General features: G+C 61.3%; 13 protein-coding genes. 6 read left to right on the top strand and 7 right to left on the bottom strand.

Annotation, left to right across the window (positions count from 1 at the left end):
• Positions 1-176: 176 nt before the first annotated feature.
• Positions 177-2,381 carry a TonB-dependent siderophore receptor gene (locus ACMG4N_RS00700; protein WP_414432546.1) on the bottom strand — a complete coding sequence of 735 codons (2,205 nt, stop codon included), beginning with the start codon at positions 2,379-2,381 and terminating at the stop codon, positions 177-179.
• A gap of 159 nt (positions 2,382-2,540) precedes the next feature.
• Between ACMG4N_RS00700 and ACMG4N_RS00695 the strand changes: the two genes are divergently transcribed.
• Complete coding sequence (locus ACMG4N_RS00695; RefSeq protein WP_297766067.1) at positions 2,541-3,155, top strand: trimeric intracellular cation channel family protein; 615 nt, start codon at positions 2,541-2,543, stop codon at positions 3,153-3,155.
• Positions 3,156-3,160: 5 nt separating this feature from the next.
• On the opposite strand, the gene ACMG4N_RS00690 is transcribed toward ACMG4N_RS00695, so the two are convergent.
• Positions 3,161-3,436 (bottom strand): DUF2218 domain-containing protein, encoded by a 276-nt coding sequence (locus ACMG4N_RS00690; protein WP_297766072.1) that lies wholly within the window; start codon positions 3,434-3,436, stop codon positions 3,161-3,163.
• An 82-nt stretch (positions 3,437-3,518) separates the two neighbouring features.
• Here ACMG4N_RS00690 and ACMG4N_RS00685 point away from each other — a divergent pair, with 82 nt between their 5' ends.
• The 3 genes from ACMG4N_RS00685 to ACMG4N_RS00675 all read left to right on the top strand — a co-directional run bounded on the left by ACMG4N_RS00685 (position 3,519) and on the right by ACMG4N_RS00675 (position 5,764).
• Positions 3,519-3,950 carry a MarR family winged helix-turn-helix transcriptional regulator gene (locus ACMG4N_RS00685; protein WP_297766075.1) on the top strand — a complete coding sequence of 144 codons (432 nt, stop codon included), beginning with the start codon at positions 3,519-3,521 and terminating at the stop codon, positions 3,948-3,950.
• 93 nt (positions 3,951-4,043) lie between these two features.
• The gene (locus tag ACMG4N_RS00680) at positions 4,044-4,649 is read left to right on the top strand and encodes a DUF2780 domain-containing protein (protein ID WP_414432543.1); all 606 of its coding nucleotides are present in this window, start codon (positions 4,044-4,046) and stop codon (positions 4,647-4,649) included.
• A 71-nt stretch (positions 4,650-4,720) separates the two neighbouring features.
• The gene (locus ACMG4N_RS00675; RefSeq protein ID WP_414432541.1) at positions 4,721-5,764 is read left to right on the top strand and encodes a metal-dependent hydrolase; all 1,044 of its coding nucleotides are present in this window, start codon (positions 4,721-4,723) and stop codon (positions 5,762-5,764) included.
• A gap of 195 nt (positions 5,765-5,959) precedes the next feature.
• Here ACMG4N_RS00675 and ACMG4N_RS00670 read toward each other — a convergent pair whose 3' ends face one another.
• Positions 5,960-6,976, bottom strand: a complete 1,017-nt coding sequence (locus ACMG4N_RS00670) for a zinc-binding alcohol dehydrogenase family protein (RefSeq protein ID WP_414432539.1) — start codon at positions 6,974-6,976, stop codon at positions 5,960-5,962.
• A 125-nt stretch (positions 6,977-7,101) separates the two neighbouring features.
• On the opposite strand from ACMG4N_RS00670, the gene ACMG4N_RS00665 reads away from it, so the two are divergent.
• Positions 7,102-8,583, top strand: a complete 1,482-nt coding sequence (locus tag ACMG4N_RS00665) for an amidase (RefSeq protein WP_414432537.1) — start codon at positions 7,102-7,104, stop codon at positions 8,581-8,583.
• Between the two features lie 124 nt (positions 8,584-8,707).
• Here ACMG4N_RS00665 and ACMG4N_RS00660 read toward each other — a convergent pair whose 3' ends face one another.
• Positions 8,708-9,625, bottom strand: coding sequence for a metal-dependent hydrolase (locus tag ACMG4N_RS00660; RefSeq protein WP_297766090.1), 918 nt, complete (start codon positions 9,623-9,625; stop codon positions 8,708-8,710).
• A 41-nt stretch (positions 9,626-9,666) separates the two neighbouring features.
• On the bottom strand, positions 9,667-11,418 hold the full coding sequence (locus ACMG4N_RS00655) for an SDR family oxidoreductase (protein ID WP_297766093.1): 1,752 nt from the start codon (positions 11,416-11,418) through the stop codon (positions 9,667-9,669).
• 304 nt (positions 11,419-11,722) lie between these two features.
• On the opposite strand from ACMG4N_RS00655, the gene ACMG4N_RS00650 reads away from it, so the two are divergent.
• Complete coding sequence (locus ACMG4N_RS00650) at positions 11,723-13,996, top strand: TonB-dependent receptor domain-containing protein (RefSeq protein ID WP_414432536.1); 2,274 nt, start codon at positions 11,723-11,725, stop codon at positions 13,994-13,996.
• A gap of 272 nt (positions 13,997-14,268) precedes the next feature.
• Here ACMG4N_RS00650 and ACMG4N_RS00645 read toward each other — a convergent pair whose 3' ends face one another.
• Together ACMG4N_RS00645 and ACMG4N_RS00640 are read right to left on the bottom strand one after the other, a co-directional pair.
• A complete protein-coding gene (locus ACMG4N_RS00645) occupies positions 14,269-15,543 on the bottom strand; it encodes an alanine racemase (RefSeq protein WP_414432534.1) in 1,275 nt (424 codons plus the stop codon).
• Entirely contained in the window at positions 15,540-16,907 is a 1,368-nt protein-coding gene (locus tag ACMG4N_RS00640; protein WP_414432533.1) for a D-arabinono-1,4-lactone oxidase, read from the bottom strand. Before ACMG4N_RS00640 ends, ACMG4N_RS00645 begins: the two co-directional genes overlap by 4 nt.
• Between the last annotated feature and the right edge of the window lie 6 nt (positions 16,908-16,913).

Raw genomic sequence — 16,913 nt, 5'->3', positions numbered from 1 at the left:
TCATCTGCAATTAAAGAGGCCGCGCTCATGGTGAGAGTGCGGCCTCTTTGCTTTAGAAAAAGAGCGTAGGGTGGATTAGCCGCAGGCGTAATCCACCGCTTTTCACTTTCTTCCCGGCATCATGGTGGATTACGCCTGCGGCTAATCCACCCTACGTTCTGCCGGGGGATGGTGCGTTAGAAGCGGTAATTCAGCTTCAGGCTGGCTTTGCGACCGTCGCCATAATAACCGCCGTTATAGAATCCCAGGTTGTTGAAATATTTCTCGTCGGTCAGGTTGCTGACATTGGCGGTGACCGACAGTGCCGGGTTGAATTGATAACGGGCCATCAGGTCCACCAGGGTGTAGGCGTCCTGGACGAACTTGAAGTCGCCACTGTGGCCCGGGCGGGTCACGAAGGCGTAGGTCTTGTTCTGCCAGGCAATGCTGGTGCCCAGAGTCAGGCCGTCCAGGCTGCCATTGAAACGGTAACGTGTGGACAGCCGCAACATATCCTCCGGCGAGGTGGTGTTCAGCTCGTCGCCTTCCGGGTCTTCGGTGATCCGGTAGGTGTAGCCGGCCAGCAGTTGCCAGCGAGGCAGGATTTCGCCGGAGGCTTCCAGCTCGAAACCATTGGTCTGTGCGCCGTCCACGGCACGGTAGGCAACGGAATTGGCCGGGCCGCCGGGAATCGGCTGGCCGGTGGATTCCGCCAGGTTGTCCTGGTCGGTGCGGAATACCGCCACGGTGGTGTTTACCCGACCATTGCGGAACTCACTCTTCAGGCCGGCTTCATAGCTGTTGCCTTCCTCCGGATCCAGTACCCGGTTGTCCATGTCGCGGGCGGTTTGCGGCTGGAAAATGCTGGTGTAGCTGGCATAGACAGAGTGGTGCTGGTTCAGGTCATAAACCACGCCGGCAAAGGGCACCACTTCGCCGTTTTCTTCGAAATGTCTTTCATGGGTAGGGAAAGGGCCGGCCCAGTTGAAGCCGCTGCGTGAGCGTTCCCAGTCCACCACGCGACCGCCGGTAATCACCGCCAGGGAGTCGGTGGGCTTGAAGCGGGCGGTGGCATAGAAGCCGGTCTGCTCGATCAGCTCTTTCTCTTCGGCATTGTTGGCGCCCCAGGCCGGCTTGGCCCGGTTGCCGTCCCAGGTGAACAGGTTGTCCAGGGTGTTATCGAAGTTCAATGCGGGCTGGCCGGTGTAGTCCCGTTTGGCGCGGGAATGACTGGCGCCGACCACCAGCTCATGCTGACGACCAAACAACTCGAAGGGGCCGTTGGCGTACAGGTCGAAAGTGTCCTGATGCTTTTCTTCCTGGAAGCGCCCGGACCATAACGTCTTGCCGCTGCCGTCCCGGTTCAGGGTGCCGCCACCGGCGGAAGCCAGTTGGGCATCGTAGTTGTTTTCCTGGTAGGTATAAGCCAGCTTGCCGTACCAGCCGCTGTTGAACTGGTGTTCCAGGTGCATGAAAGCGGTGTGGGCATCCTGGGCCCAGCTGCTCCAGTCGGTGGCCGGGTTGGTATCCCGGTCCAGGTCGGCAATGCCGCCGTCGCTGTAGAACAGCGGAATGCCACCCCAGGTGGATCCCTGCGGATCGTAATCCATATAGTCCATGCCCAGGGTGATCATGGTGCTGTCGGAAATATCCCCTTCGATCACTCCGTAGAACACCTGCTTTTCATTCTCGTAATGATCCAGGAAGGACTCACCCTGCTCATAGGCGCTGACAAAGCGGGCCCGTACCTTGTCATTGCCGTCGATGGGGCCGCCCACATCCAGCTCGCCACGATAGCCGTTCCAGCTGTTGGCCTCGACGCCAACCTGGCCGGAAAAATCACGGGTGGGTTTCTTGCGGACCAGGTTGATGGTGGCGGACGGATTGCCGATGCCGTGTAGCAGGCCACTGGCGCCGCGCAGGACTTCCACCCGGTCATAGATGAAGGTGTCCGCCTGGGCGGCCTGTTTGCCCAGGGAGCTGTTGCGCATGGAGGGCATGCCGTCGTAGAGGAAATTGGTGATTTCAAAACCGCGGGCAAAAAACTGCAAGCGTTCCGTGTCCTGGGCATTCACGGTGACCCCGGGGGTGCGCTGCATCACTTCCGCCACACTGTTGAGGCCGAAGTCTTCCATTTGCTCGCGGGTGATCACGGTGACGGACTGCGGCGTTTCCCGCGGCGATAGCACCATACGGGTGGCGGTGTTGGTGGCGTCGGTGGTGTAGCTGTCCTTGCCTTCGGTGGTCATGCCTGCGTCATAGTCACCCCCGGATGGTGCGGCAGTGACATCAATGGTTTCCAGTGAGCGCGGTGGATTGCTCTGGCTGGTTTCTGCGTAAAGTGACGGGCTGGCAGCCAGTAGCAGGCAGGCGGAAAGTCGGGAAAGACGGAACGTGGACATGATTACCCCCAGTTGGTGCGCGTTCGCAAAGGTCGAATCGCCCGGTTACAGGCGCTGTGTGATGATGGCTGGGGGAAGCCTGGCTACATCTGCTGGGCGCAGATGATAACGATTCTTGTTTGAGAGTCAAAGAAATGTGAAGACCGGGAGGAACTCACGGTGCTACTGAGCTTGTATCTGATCGGCATTACCGCCGAAGCCATGACCGGTGCGCTGGCGGCGGGGCGGTTACGCATGGACCTGTTCGGGGTGGTGATGGTGGCCTGCGTCACCGCCATGGGCGGCGGCTCCATCCGAGATGTGTTGCTGGGGCATTATCCGCTGGTGTGGGTGGCCCACCCGGAGTATCTGGCACTGACCGCCATGGCGGCCCTGGTCACCACCTGGCTGGCGCCACTGATGAGCCGGTTACGGATGCTGTTTCTGATCCTGGATGCCATGGGGCTGATGGTGTTCACGGTGATCGGTGTGAAGGTGGCGCTGGATATGGGCCTGGCGGCGCCGGTGGCGATCCTGTCCGGGCTGATTACCGGCATCTTCGGCGGGGTGATCCGTGATCTGCTCTGCAACCGGGTGCCACTGGTGTTCCAGAAAGAACTCTATGCGGTGGTCTCGCTGGGGGCGGCCTGCCTGTATCTGCTGTTACTGCACTGGCAGTCGCCGGTCTGGCTGGCCACGGCGGTGACGCTGGCGACAGGCTTTATGGTGCGCCTGCTGGCGATTCGTTATCAGTGGCATCTGCCGCGTTTCCACTACAACGTACCGGAAGACTGAGAGCGTTACTGCCAGTTCACCGTCAAGGTATCGCGGGTGGCAAACCGCACCAGGTGGCGCTCGATCACGTCGCGCAGGGTGGCGATCTGGTCGCTGTCTGCCTGGCAATGCAGTTGCAGGGTAGTGGCGTCTGCGCTCAGCTCGCAGGTGCCGAAGGGAAACTGCATCCTGCCCTGGTGGTCGTCGAACTCGGTCTCTACCTTGTGACTGAAATGGCGGCAGAGTTTTTTCAGATAGAGGCTGGCGTGTTCGGTGCTGGCGGTACCGTAGTGATGCTCCATGGTGGGAATCTCCGGGCATATAGTTGACAATGTCAATTATATTGGGATTTAACGTTGATAAAGTCAACTATGTGGAGTGGCCATGCCCGGGAATATTTCCGACCCGCTCAGTGAAGCCTTCAGTGCCACGCTGAACCGGTTACGCCAGTTGCTGCGCGAACCGCTGGCCGCGCTGCCAGTGCCGCTGGGGCCGCCGGATGTGTCGTTGCTGTTGCAGCTGTCCTCTCGGCCCGGTAGCAGCCCCCAGTGTCTGGCGCGTCATCAGGGCCGCGACAAGGCCCAACTCACTCGCAAGATCAAGGTGCTGGAAGCGCAGGGCCTGCTGCGTCGCGAGTCGGACCCGGAAGACGGCCGGCGAGTGTGCTTGTTCCTCACCGAGCAGGGCGCCAAGGTGGCCAGCGACGGGCAGCGAATCCGCGAGCAGGCGTTTGCCTCGCTGCTGCAGAACCTGGATGGGGAGGAGCGCAAACAGCTGCTGCATCTGCTGAAGAAATGTTTGCCGGACGGGTCATAGGATTGCCATAAACTGTTGGTTCTGATGTCCCTGAGGCGGTAAGGTTTGTCGCCACATGAGCAAGGAAGTGCAATCAATCATCAAGGAGCAGGTATGAATATGTTTAGAGTTGGGGTTTTGGGTGCGTCCTTCTGTCTGGTGCTGGCATCCCCGGTGCAGGCTTTCGATCTGAAGAAAATGACGGACTCCGCCAATGAGGCGGTGAACAAGGCCTCCGAGAGCGCCGATGCGGGTATCAACAAGGCGTCCGAGACCGCCAACGATGGCATCAACAAGGCCGGTGACTCTGCCAATAACACGCTGGATAGCGTCAATGGCGGCATGGCCGTTTCCGGTGAGGCCAAGGCATTGGTCGATTCCCTGTCCACGGATCTGGGTGTGACCGGCCAACAGGCCGCTGGCGGTGCCGGTGCCTTGCTGGCCATGGCACAAAGCAACCTGTCCGGTGACCAGTTCAGCGGTGTTCTCAACAAGGTGCCGGGGCTGGAGTCCCTGCTTGGCGGGGGTGAAGGGGGCGGCATGATGTCATCCATGTTGGGCAATATTTCCAGCATGCAAGGTGTCACCAAGGCGTTCAGTGCCCTGGGCATGACTCCAGAGATGGTCAGCCAGTTCGCACCGAAAATTCTCGGCTTTCTCGGGGACAAAGGCGTCACCGGCCAGGTGCTGAATAGCCTCAAGGGGTTGTGGGGCGTCTGACCGTCGTATCAATCTTGACGGCCTGCTGGCGATGTCACCGATAGTATGCGGATTTTGCCAGGGGCGTTTTGATGGATTCCTTGTCGCAGGTTGTTCTGGGGGCCTCGGTGGGCGGTGCGGTCATGGGCCGCACGCTGGGGCGCTCGGCGTTACTGGGCGGTGCCTTGCTGGGGACCTTGCCCGATCTGGATGTACTGATCGATTACGGCGATGCGGTGGCCAACTTCACCGAGCATCGTGGTTTCAGCCATTCCCTGCTGGTATTGCTGCCCGTGTCCCTGCTACTGGCCTGGGTGCTGCAACGCTGGCGCCCGGCCATCACGCTGTGGCGCTGGTGGGCCTTCACCGGTTTGTGCCTGTTCACTCATCCGCTACTGGATGCCTTTACCACCTACGGCACGCGCCTGTTCTGGCCCTTTGGCGATCCGGTGGCGATCAGCAGTATCTTCATCATTGATCCGCTTTATACCCTCCCCCTGTTGGTTGCCGTGATAGTGGCTCTGGCACGACCGCCGGCAATGACGGCACTGGCCACCGGGCTGACGCTGTCCTCCCTGTATCTGTGCTGGAGCCTGGTCGCCCAGCAGTGGATGACACAGCGGGTGATGCCGACGCTGGCGCAACGGGGCTTGAGTGAGGCGCCACGTCTGGTGCAGCCCATGCCGTTTTCCACCCTGCTGTGGCGGGTGACGGTGCTGGGCGAGCAGCGGCGCCTGGAGATTGTCACCGGGGTGCTGGATAACGGCGATGCCCTGACAGTGGAAACCTTTCCCCGTTCGCCGCAGGACTATGCCGAGGCCATGCAGGTGCCAGCGGGTCGCAAGCTGGCCTGGTTTACCCGGGGTTTCATGGAGGTGGAAGCCGGCCCTGACCAGTTACTGGCCACGGATATTCGGTTGGGGGTGCCGGGTCTGCACCCCTTCCAGTTTGTGCTGGCCGAACGGGACGATGGCGCCTGGCAGGCCTTGCCCAGCTATAAGCTGCCGCGGCCCATGGCCAACCCGCAGGCCTGGCCGGCGCTGCTGGACCGGACCCTGGCCCGCCAACCGATCCTCTGCCTGACCACCCTGGAAGCCTTGCCGGCGGGTAGCCCCTGCCCATCGGTGATGCCCTGACGCCCGACCCCGCTCGGCAACAGTGGTGATTACCCGGGATGATGGGGGAGTGGTGGGGAGTTAACTGTTGCGCGTGAAAAGAGAGGTTTGATCTGTAACGCAAGAGGCCGCGCCCATAGTTTGAGCGCGGCCTCTTGCGTTGAAAAAAAACAGCCCACATAAACCGCGCCGCTGTTAACTATTCACTGTTAACTGTTAACTACTTTCCCACCCCGCCAACACCACCTTGCCAATCGTCTGCCCACTCTCCAGTTTGCGGTGAGCGGTCTTCAGGTTGTCGGCATTGATCGGGCCCAGGCCTTCGCTGAGGGTGGTCTGGATAGTGCCAGCGTCCACCAGGGTACGCAGCTGGTCGAGGATGTCGCCCTGGCGTTGCATGGTGGCGGCGAACATGGCGCGGGTGAACATGAACTCCCAGCAGAAGCGGGCGCTTTTCGGTTTCAGGGGGTTCAGGTCCAGGGGCGCACGGGCATCGACGATGGCGCAGATGCCACCGAACGGGGCCACCGCCTGGCAGGCGCTGTGCCAGTATTGGTCCAGACTCTGGGTGACCAGGATGCCGTCCACCTGGGGGTGGCCGAGCAACTCCAGTTGCGGCAGCAGTTCCTTGCGGTAGTCCACCACCTGATGGGCGCCCATGGCCTGGCACCAGTTGGCGGAGGTGTCGCGCCCGGCGGTGGCAATCACGGTCAGTCCGAAATGGTGGGCGGCTAGCTGGATGGCGATGGAGCCCACGCCACCGGCGCCGCCGATCACCAGCAGACTTTTCCCTTCACAGTCGCCGGGCCGGAAACCGAGCTGGTCTTCCAGCGCTTCCCAGGCGGTGATGGCCGTCAGGGGCAGGGCGGCCGCTTCCTGCATGCCCAGGCTGTCCGGTTTTTTTGCCACCAACCGCTCGTCCACACACTGGTACTGGGCATTGCTGCCCTGACGCTGCAGCGCGCCGGCATACCAGACCCGGTCACCGGCGCGGAAGTTTTCCACTTCCGCGCCCACGGCTTCCACCACCCCGGCGGCATCAAACCCCAGCACCCGGTAACCGGGCTGATCCAGAGGTCGCTGGCGCAGCTTGGTGTCGATGGGATTCACCGACACCGCCTGCACTGACACCAGCAGATCCCGGGGACCGGGAGACGGCAGGTCCAGCTGGATATCCTCCAGTGCGTGCACATCATCAATGGTTCTGGGTTGGTTGAAACCGATCGCTTTCATGCTTTGCCCCTACAACGTAAACACACAAGCTTTGGCCCACTTGGCAGGGCAGACTATGCCACAGTAACCGGATTGTCGCCTTGCGACCGTCGCAAAAACGATAACGTTTTCGGGAGAGCACACGCATGAAGTTCGAGGAATATCGCCAATTTGATGCCATGGGGCTGGCGGAGCTGGTGGGTAAGGGCGAGGTCGCTGCCAGCGAGCTGCTGGAGACAGCCATCGCCAGGGCGGAGCAGGTCAACCCCTCCCTGAATGCGCTGATCATTCCTCTCTATGAGCAGGCCCGGGAACGGGCGGCAGCACCGCTGACGGGTCCGCTGGCCGGGGTGCCCATGCTGGTGAAGGACCTGTTCCAGGAAATGGCTGGCGCGCCCAGCTATCAGGGCAACAAGGCGCGTAAGAAAAACGACATTCGCGCCGACCAGGATTCCACCCTGGTGTCCCGTTGGAAGGCCGCCGGTCTGGTGCCCTTCGGGCGCACCAATACCCCGGAGTTCGGCGCCAAGGGTATCACCGAGCCGGATTCCTATGGTCCGGCCCGCAACCCCTGGAATCCGGATCATACCCCCGGTGGTTCGTCCGGTGGCTCTGCCGCCATGGTGGCGTCCGGTGTGGTGCCCGTAGCGGGCGCCAATGACGGGGGTGGCAGTATTCGCATCCCGGCGGCCTGCTGTGGCCTGTTCGGTCTCAAGCCCGGTCGCGGACGCACGCCCTGGGGGCCAACCTTTACCGAAGCCATGCATGGCATTGCGGTGAACCATGTGCTGACCCGTTCGGTGCGTGACAGCGCGCTCCTGCTGGACCTCACTCACGGGGATGAGCGCGGCAGCCTGTTCCACATCGCGCCGCCGGCGCAGCCCTATCAGTTGGCTGCGGCATCCCGTCCCGGGACACTGCGGATCGGTTTTTCCACAGCGTCGCCGCTGGGCACCCCGGTGGATCCGGAAGCCGTAAAAGCCGTGGAGAAAACCGTGGCCCTGCTACGGGACCTGGGCCACCAGGTGGTCGAGGCCGAGCCGCAGATGGATGCCAAGCAGATGTGCATGGACTGGCTCTCCGTATGGTTCGGTCAGTGTGCCGCCGAGGTGGATGAAGTGAAGGCGTTGACCGGTTGTGGTGACGACGGGTTCGAGCTGGATACGCTGGCCATTGCCGCCTTTGGGCGCGCGACGCCTGCCCATGAATACGTGAAATGTCAGACGCGCTGGCAGCAGTACATGATCGCGCTGGATACCTTCCTGGAGCAGTACGATTTCTGGCTGACACCGACGCTGGCCATGCCCCCGGCACGCATTGGGGAAATGGCTACACCGGGCTGGCAGCAGAGTGCCCTGAAAATGCTGCTCAAGGTGGGCGGTGAAAAACTGCTGATGAAGACCGGCATGATCGAGCAGATGGCCATGGAAAATTTCAAGTACATGCCCTTCACCCAGTTCGCCAATGTCACCGGGGTGCCGGCCATGTCGGTGCCGTTGCACTGGTGCGACAGCGGTTTGCCGCTGGGGTCCCAGTTTGTCGGTGGCCATGGCGATGAAGGCAAGCTGCTGGCGCTGGCCGGGCAGCTGGAAGAGGCGGCACCCTGGTTCGACAAGGTGCCGATGTAAAGGCGATCGGCAGGCGCGTCGCGCCCTGTGCTCTACGGGCAGGCGGCGCGGGAAGGCATTTTCAGCACAGAGGACACAGAGCACACTGAGAGAAGACGGTTTTCCTCAGTGTGCTCTGCAAGCGTCAGTGCACCGCCGCCGCTTTTGCCGCCGGCGATCGAGCAAGGTATGCCAGCGCCTGTTCGGTGTCACCTTCGTGGATCGGATGGAAGCGGGGAGACAACCAGCGCAGGGTGGCGTTGACCAGGAAGGTGAAGGTGGGCACGTTCTCGGTGCGTTTGCCGGTCTGTTCCAGTTGCATCAGCAATTGCGGTATCAGGGTGCGACCCATTTTGCGCACGCTAGGGTCCGGGTCCTGACGGGCCAGGCTGCGACCCCCTTCGGAAATGAAGTAGATGAACAGCGGAAAGACAATGGCCATCAGCGCCTGGCGGCTCACGTAGAAGCCCAGCTGCGACTTGCACAGGTGCTCGAACAGATCGAAGGCCACGGTGCGGTGTTCCACTTCTTCGGCCAGGTGCCACTTGAACAGGTCCACCATGGCCGGGTCGCCGTTGTCTTCCCAGCTTTCATTGTCCATGGCCCACTGACCCAGCACGCCGGTGAAGTGTTCGATGGCAGCGATCAACCCCACCCGCAGTACCAGCCACTGCTTCTGAATCGCCTTGCGCTGCAGCACTTTCAGCCCGAAGGGCGCCTCCCCCAGGAAGGTGCCAAACAGCCATTCCACCCGTTGCACATAGTCATCCACGCTTAAACCATGGCGTTCCAGATAAAGCTGGGCCTTGCTGTGGGCGCGGGAATGCACCGCTTCCTGGCGAATAAAACCTTCCACGTCGGCGCGTAACTGATCGTCACTGACCAGCGGCAGTGCCTGGTTGTAGACCCGGCAGAACCACAGTTCCCCGGCGGGCAGCAGCAGGTGGATACCGTTGATGATATGGGTGGAAAACGGATCATCCTTGAGCCAGTGCAGTGGCGTATTGTCGAAATCAAACTGCACTCGGCGGGCTTTCAGTTGATGGCGCACAGGGCTGTTCATGGCTGTTGTTCTCCCGTTGTTATGGTCAACACGTCATCAATTCAGGCGGTAATGTCCAGGCGCGCTACCTGCCGGGACAATACCGGGGCAAAGCGGCTGAGCAGTCGGGTGGTCCAGGCTTCGGCGCCCACCAGGGACAGGGCCGGGTTGCTCTGCACCGCATCGAAGATGGCGGCGGCCACCTGGTCCGGGGAAAAATTGCGGCGCTTGTACAGGGCGTCGGCCTTGGCGCGTTTTTCCGCCTGTTGCTCGTCGCTGAGCCCGGCGTACACGGTGCTGTTGGCAATGCCGGTGGCGACAAAGCCGGGGCAAATCGAGGTGACGCCGATATGGTGTTCGGCCAGCTCTGCACGCAGGCATTCGCTGAGCATGTGCACAGCGGCCTTGCTGGTGGAGTAGGCGGCCAGCTTGCGGTTGGGGGCGAAGGCGGCGGCAGAGGCCACGTTGACGATGTGGCCCTTTCGGTGGCCATCAATCATCTGCCGGGCAAACAATCGCGAGCCATGGATCACTCCCCACAGATTGACCTTGAGAAGGCGATCCCAGTCCTTGGTGGAGGTTTCCAGCACGCCGCCGGCCATGCCGATGCCGGCGTTGTTGACCACAATGTCCGCACCGCCCAATTCTTTTTCCACCCAATTAGCCAGACGCTGCATGGCCTGGGCCGAGCCCACATCCACCTTGCGTGGCCAGGCGGCCGCGCCCCGTTCACGGGCCTGATCGGCGGTGGTATTGGCACTGTCCTCATTGATATCCACGCACACCAGGTCGGCGCCTTCAGCGGCAAAGCGCAGGGCGGTGGCCCGGCCAATGCCGGACCCTGCGCCGGTGATGACGACGGTCTTGCCGTACAGCGGCAGGCCCAGTCTTTCCGGGCGAACGCGGGCGTGCTGCAGGGCACCGGGCATCTTGCCGCTTTCCACCCCGGCCACGAAATCGCCAATCCAGGTGGCGATGGTGTCCGGGTGGCTCAGCGGTACCCAGTGGTTGGCGTTGATATCCCGGCGGTACAGCTCGTCCACCCACTCGTGCAAGTCTTCAAAAAGCTGGGTACCCACGTAGTTGTCACGGGTGGGTACGATCAGTTGCACCGGGCAGGCGGCGTGTCGGGCTTGCGGGTTGATCAGCTTGTTGCGGAAATTGGCGCGATACAGCTGCACGCCGTGCTTGCCGTCCTTGCCCTGGGTGGGGTTGGCTTCCGGCTCCTGCACATTCTCGCGGTGTTTCAGATAGCGGGGCCAGAGCTTGTCCAGGCCACCCTGCCAGGCTCCAGGGGCCAGTACCGGCAAGTGAAAGAAACCGATGTACCAGGAACTGAGTGCCTGTTTGAACACCTTGGTCTTGGCAGAAGGAGACAGATTCAGGGTGCGCCGGCGCATCCAGTGGCCCATGTGATCCAGGCAGGGGCCGGAGATGGTGGTGTAGGACTTGATCCGTGTCTTGAGCGGCCCGTCGGCGGTGACCGATTCCCAGCTCTGGATGGAGCCCCAGTCGTGTCCCACCAGATGAAAATCCCGCCCGGGAATGGTGGCGTCCACCACCGCCGCCAGATCCGCCGACAGCAGGCTCATGCGGTAATCCGCCTGCCTGCGCGGTGCCTCGGAGGCACCGGCACCGCGGACATCGTAGCTGATCACGAAGTACTTCTTCGCCAGCCGGTCAGCCACGGGTTGCCAGACACTGTGATTGTCAGGGTAACCATGAACCAGTACCACCGGCACCTTGTTGCTGTCGCCAAAGGTATAGACCTGCAGATTGACCCCCTGGCTGGTCACCGTGGTTGTGGTTGTCATAAGGCTCTCCTGAAAGGTGGTGACGCGAAATCTGGACGACGTCAAGTTCATCGAATGTATCAGTGCTCAATGTAACGGTCAACGAGCAGGGTATGACCATCGGGACCGGGAATCCGGCGCCAGCGGCCAAGGCGGAGTATCACGGCATAGGCCCGGCTGCCATGGGGCTCCCCGGAAGTTCCCGCAAATGCTGGAGCCTTACAATCTTTACCATTTTGAGATTTATTATTGTTTGATATTGATTCTCAACAACAGCAGAATGCCGCCGCTTCTATACCGATTAACGGAACGAACGGGGGATGTAATGACAATGATTGGGGTAGCACTACCACGGCGTGCCTTGCTGGCAACCTTGACCCTGGCTGTCACGGCAGCACCGGCGGTGGCTGAGCAAAACGGGCAAAGTCATGAGCTGAAAGCGATCAATGTGGTGTCCGCTGCCGGTTTCGAACAGAAGATCACTGAGGCCCCGGCCAGCATTTCCGTGATTGGTGAGCAGGAGCTGCACAGTCGCCCGTTTACCTCGGTGGTGGATGCGGTGCGTGAACTGGAAGGGGTGGATGTGGGAGAAACCCGCGACAAGACCGGCCAGGCCTCCGTATCCATGCGCGGTATGGGCTCGGATTACACCCTGATCCTGATCGACGGCCGTCGCCAGAATAATCATGGTGACATCTACCCGAACAACTTCGGCGGCAACCAGTTCAACCATATTCCGCCCATGGATGCCATTGAGCGCATCGAGGTGATCCGTGGTCCGGCGTCCACTCTCTATGGTGCCGATGCCATGGGTGGGGTGATCAATATCATTACCAAGAAGAACTTCGACCAGCCGGCGGCCAGTATTACCGTGGGCGGTACCTTTCAGGAACAGAGCGAGTTCGGTAATGACGTGACCACCGACCTGTACGTTTCCGGCCCGCTGGTGCCCGGCAAGCTGGGTCTGGCCCTGCGTGGCAGTATCTATGACCAGCAGGCATCCGATCCGCAGTTTGATCCCGCCATTGCGCCGGATGGAACGGTTGTCGATCGGGAGCTGGGTTTTGGCGGTGGTGGCCGTACTGTGCGCAACAAGGATATTGCCGGTGGCTTCACCCTGCGCTGGACGCCAGTGGACAACCAGCGAATCTCGCTGGATTACGACCAGTCCGAGCAGGTGTACAACAATGACAAGAGTCAGGTCGGTACCCAGGACAGCGTGGACCGCCTGCCCATGGCCGGCTATGCCAAGAATCAGGAATTCACCCGTGACCAGGTGGCGCTGACCCATGAAGGGGACTGGGATATCGGCTACAGCACCGTTTCCCTGACGCACCTGGCGACTAACAACAAGGGCCGCACCTTGCCGCTGACGGCGGCGGAGCGTGACCAGTATGACCAGATGGTTAGCAACGGGGCCACGGATCAGGAACTGGAAGCGGCCTTCCTGCCGCGCCCGGCGCGCACCCTGGAAAGCCGGGAGTGGCGTCTGGATGGCAAGCTGGAATTACCGGTGAATGATCAGCACTTTGCGGTGCTGGGTACCCAGGTGATTCGTGGCGAGCTGGAAGATGGCGTGTTTGGTCTGGAGGAGGGGCGTAGCGGCCGGATTTCCGACCACAACCTGTGGGCCCTGTTTGCCGAGGATAACTGGACCCCGGTGGACCCCTTTACGCTTACCGCCGGTGTCCGTTACGACAACCATGAAACCTTTGGCGATCAATTCAGCCCACGCCTTTATGGTGTTTATGAACTGACGCCCGCCTGGACCGTGAAGGGGGGCGTCAGTACCGGCTACAAGACGCCCAAGACTACCGATCTGTATTCAGGGATTACCGGGTTCGGCCGCCAGGGCACGCTGCCCTGGGTGGGCAATCCGGACCTGGAGCCGGAAACCAGCGTTAACTCCGAAATCGCCCTTTACTGGGAGAGCGTCAATCGTCATAACTTCAACGTGACCTATTTCCAGAACGATTTTAAAGACAAGATTGTGCGCCAGGACAGCGCGCTGTGTTCTGCTAACGGTGGGCAGAAACCCTGTGTGGATCTGGGCGCCTATGACTCCTTGGGCGGCATCGTCACTCAGCCGGTGAACGTGGACAAGGCGGAAATAAAGGGTGTGGAAGTGGCCGGTCGTTACCAGTTCCTGCCGCGCTGGGCGCTGAAAATGAACTACACCTATATCGACAGCGAGCAGAAGAGTGGAGACCAGAAAGGCTACCCGCTGACCGGCACCGCCAAGCACATGGTCAATGCCACCCTGGACTGGCAGACCACTCAGACTTTCGGCATGTACCTGACCATGGCAGGGCGTCACGACCGTTTCCGCGGCTTTGGGCGCAGCGGTCTCAACACCGATTCCAGCGGCGGCGAGTACTGGAAAGATTATGAAATCTTCCACCTGGGTGCACGTTGGGCCATGAATGACACACTCACCTTTACCGCCCGGGTTAACAACCTGCTGGACGAGGACTTCACTACCTATGACACCGCATTTGAAGACGACGGCATGGGTGGCTTCGAGCCGGTTTACTTTGACGACTACAACAACAAGGATGCCCGCCGCAGCTACTGGTTGAGCATGCAGGCACGGTTCTAGTGCAGTTGACAGTGAACAGTTGAAAGTGGATAGCGTCGCGGATTGACGCCTAGCAAAAGGAAGGCAAAGAGGCCGCGTCCAACCGTTGAGCGCGGCCTCTTGCGTTTAGAGACGCTTCCGTAGGGTGCACTGAGCCTAAGGCGAACTGCACCATCAAACACCGGATCGGTGCAGTTCGCCTTAGGCTCAGTGCACCCTACGGTGGTCATTGAAAGGCTGCACCGGAAAACCGGTGCGGCCTTTGAGTTTTCGAGCGGTTTGCGGAGGTGCTTTCAGGCGCCCTTGCCCTGTGTCAGTGGCGGCCACCAGTCCTGGATGGCACCGTCTTGCCACACCGCCAGATCACCGAATTGCAGCAACACGAATTCGCTTTGCGTGGGGCGCAGAAACAGTTGGTCATCCACCTGCAGGGCGGTGTCCGCGCTGCCGTTGAACATCATCTGGTTGGTGCTGTGGCCATAGACGCCATTCTCGCGAATGCCTGCCGGGGATACCGGCGTGGCCTTCCAGTAACCGCCGTAGATGAAATAGGTCTGGCGACGATTCGGGTCCCAGCGTTGCCATAGCTCACCCAGCGGCAGTGGCCCTGGCAGGTTCAGCCCATCCCACTGTTTGAGCACTGGCGCAGCGATAAACACGGCCGGTTCGAAATCCGCCAGCAGGGGCAGGTCAAAGTCGCTGGCCTTGACCAGGCAGGAGCCGGCGGCCAGTTCGTTGACCACGGTGCTGTCGTCGTAGAGGCCGATGGTGGGGCTGCCGCCGCCGTTGAAACACAGGGTTTCATCCCGGTAGGCAGGCACCAGTCGGTAGAGGCGTTCGATAAAGCCCTGATAGATGGCCTCGGTTTCCCGGTGGCCTTCCTCGGCGTTCTGGATAAAACCGGGCAGCTTGCCCACATGGGCGTCGTAGCCCATGAAACCGCTGAAACGCAGATGCGCCGGGTGGGCCTGAATCAGGCCGATCATTGCATCGAGCTGGTTCGGGTCGCCGAGGCCGCCCCGGTGCAGGCCCACGTCCAGTTCGATATTGATGTTCAGACGCCGGTTCAGGGTCTTGGCCAGTTGCAGGTACTGCTCCAGCCGCTGGCGGGAGTCGATCAGCCACTGCAGTTGCCGGTCCGCATCGAAGTCACCGCTCAGTTCGTTGTAGAACTGTCGGGCGGCCTGTACCGGCATGGGCTTGCCCAGCAGCATGTCCACGCCGGGCTCTGCGTCGGCCAGCGCATTCATGAATGGCTGGTGGAATACCATCACCCGGTCGCTGCCCGTCTCGCGCATCACCGTTTGTATCATCGGCACACTGGGCAGGGATTTGGCCACGATGCGCAATGCGCAGCGCGACGGCAGCATGGCCTTCAGGGTGTGGCAGTTGCGCACCAGGCGCTGCTGATCCACCAGCATCAGCGGCCGGCCGGGGCCGGCGTTACGCAGGTGGTCATTGATGGCCTGGAAGTAGGGTGTATGCGGCGCCCCCTGATTATCCGGGCGCAGCAGCCAGCCGCCTGCGGCCAGTGCCCCCAGCCCGACCAGAAATCCACGGCGTTTCATCCGGTTTCTCCAAACAGGGTTTTCAGGTGTTGGTTCAGCATCCGTCCCTGTGGGTCCAACTCCCGGCGCACGGCCTGAAAGCGATCAAAGGCGGGATACATCTCGCGCAGTTCCCGCTGGCCCAGGGTATGCAGCTTGCCCCAGTGCGGGCGGCCGGCGTAGCGGCGCAGGATCGGCTCTACGGCAGTAAACAGCGGCTGATAATCCTGTGCGAAGTATTGATGGATAGACAGGCTGGCGCCGGGGCGGTCGTGGTACATGGACAGCAAGCGATCATCGGCGGCCACGTAGCGGAATTCGATGGGGAAGAACACATTGATGTCCTGCTTGCGAATGGTCTCGCAGACTTCCTGCAGGCAGGCGATGCCGTCTTCCGCCGGCACCGTGTATTCCATTTCGTTGAAACGCACCGTGCGGCGGTTGGCGAAAACCTTGTGGGCAGGGCCGACATAGGTGCTGTCTTCCACGAACAGGGTGACCAGTTTCTGCAGATTAGGGGTCAGCCAGCCGGCGCGCATGGCCAGTTTGCAAACCAGCTCCAACAGATCGTTGCTGTCTTCCCGTTCGCTGCTGTCGTCGGGGTCGTCAGTGATTTCCATGGTCTTGACGATGGCCTGCTCGCCCAGCGGGAAGGCAAAAAATTCGATGTGGCGGACGTTGTCTTTTTCCTGCTCCACGAAATCCATGGCTTCCTGCAGGGGCAGGGTCCAGGTGCGTTCCTTGAGCCGGTAGGCGGGCTCGTGGCGGAAACCGACCTCGCTGACTACGCCCAGGGCGCCGACGCTGCAGCAGGCGGCCAGAAAGGCGTCGCCGTCGTCCCGGGTCAGGTTCAGGGCTTCGCCGTCAGCCAGGATCAGGCGCAGGCTTTCCACCTGGCCGGACAGGCTCTGCAGAGCGGTGCCGGTGCCATGGGTGCTGGTGGCAATGGCGCCGGCCAGGGATTGCAGGTTGATATCCGGTTCGTTGGCGAAGCTGTAGCCCATGCCATTGGCCTGGGCGCTGGCCATGGCCAGTCGGGTACCACCACCGTAGGTGAAGATATCGCCGTCCTGACCTCGCAGTCCGGCCAGGGCTTCCAGAGACACCAGGGTGTCATCGCTGGGTACCACGGCACTGAACGAATGGCTGCCGCCGAAGGGGCGAATGGTGCCGCTGCTGTCGCGCAGGGTCTGGCGCAGCTGTGCTTCGCTGGTGGCAAAGACCAGGTTGGCCGGGTTGGCGCTCTGGTTGCCGGACCAGTTCTGCCAGGCTGGCGCCTTTTCAGTTTCGGCCAGCAGGGCCTGGGGCGCCAATGCGCCAGTGGCCCCGGCACTGGCCAGGGCCTTCAGGAAACGGCGGCGGTCAATGGAATTCAACAAGGCCATGGTGCA

Source organism: Alcanivorax sp. IL2, assembly GCF_047495475.1.
Lineage (GTDB): Bacteria > Pseudomonadota > Gammaproteobacteria > Pseudomonadales > Alcanivoracaceae > Alcanivorax.
This window is presented reverse-complemented; position numbering and strand designations above follow the sequence as displayed.

Bases quoted from the DNA above. Each gene is read 5' to 3' on its own strand.
- ACMG4N_RS00700 (WP_414432546.1), bottom strand. From the start codon at position 2,381: ATGTCCACGTTCCGTCTTTCCCGACTTTCCGCCTGCCTGCTACTGGCT.
- ACMG4N_RS00690 (WP_297766072.1), bottom strand. From the start codon at position 3,436: ATGGAGCATCACTACGGTACCGCCAGCACCGAACACGCCAGCCTCTAT.
- ACMG4N_RS00685 (WP_297766075.1), top strand. From the start codon at position 3,519: ATGCCCGGGAATATTTCCGACCCGCTCAGTGAAGCCTTCAGTGCCACG.
- ACMG4N_RS00680 (WP_414432543.1), top strand. From the start codon at position 4,044: ATGAATATGTTTAGAGTTGGGGTTTTGGGTGCGTCCTTCTGTCTGGTG.
- ACMG4N_RS00675 (WP_414432541.1), top strand. From the start codon at position 4,721: ATGGATTCCTTGTCGCAGGTTGTTCTGGGGGCCTCGGTGGGCGGTGCG.
- ACMG4N_RS00670 (WP_414432539.1), bottom strand. From the start codon at position 6,976: ATGAAAGCGATCGGTTTCAACCAACCCAGAACCATTGATGATGTGCAC.
- ACMG4N_RS00665 (WP_414432537.1), top strand. From the start codon at position 7,102: ATGAAGTTCGAGGAATATCGCCAATTTGATGCCATGGGGCTGGCGGAG.
- ACMG4N_RS00660 (WP_297766090.1), bottom strand. From the start codon at position 9,625: ATGAACAGCCCTGTGCGCCATCAACTGAAAGCCCGCCGAGTGCAGTTT.
- ACMG4N_RS00655 (WP_297766093.1), bottom strand. From the start codon at position 11,418: ATGACAACCACAACCACGGTGACCAGCCAGGGGGTCAATCTGCAGGTC.
- ACMG4N_RS00650 (WP_414432536.1), top strand. From the start codon at position 11,723: ATGACAATGATTGGGGTAGCACTACCACGGCGTGCCTTGCTGGCAACC.
- ACMG4N_RS00645 (WP_414432534.1), bottom strand. From the start codon at position 15,543: ATGAAACGCCGTGGATTTCTGGTCGGGCTGGGGGCACTGGCCGCAGGC.
- ACMG4N_RS00640 (WP_414432533.1), bottom strand. From the start codon at position 16,907: ATGGCCTTGTTGAATTCCATTGACCGCCGCCGTTTCCTGAAGGCCCTG.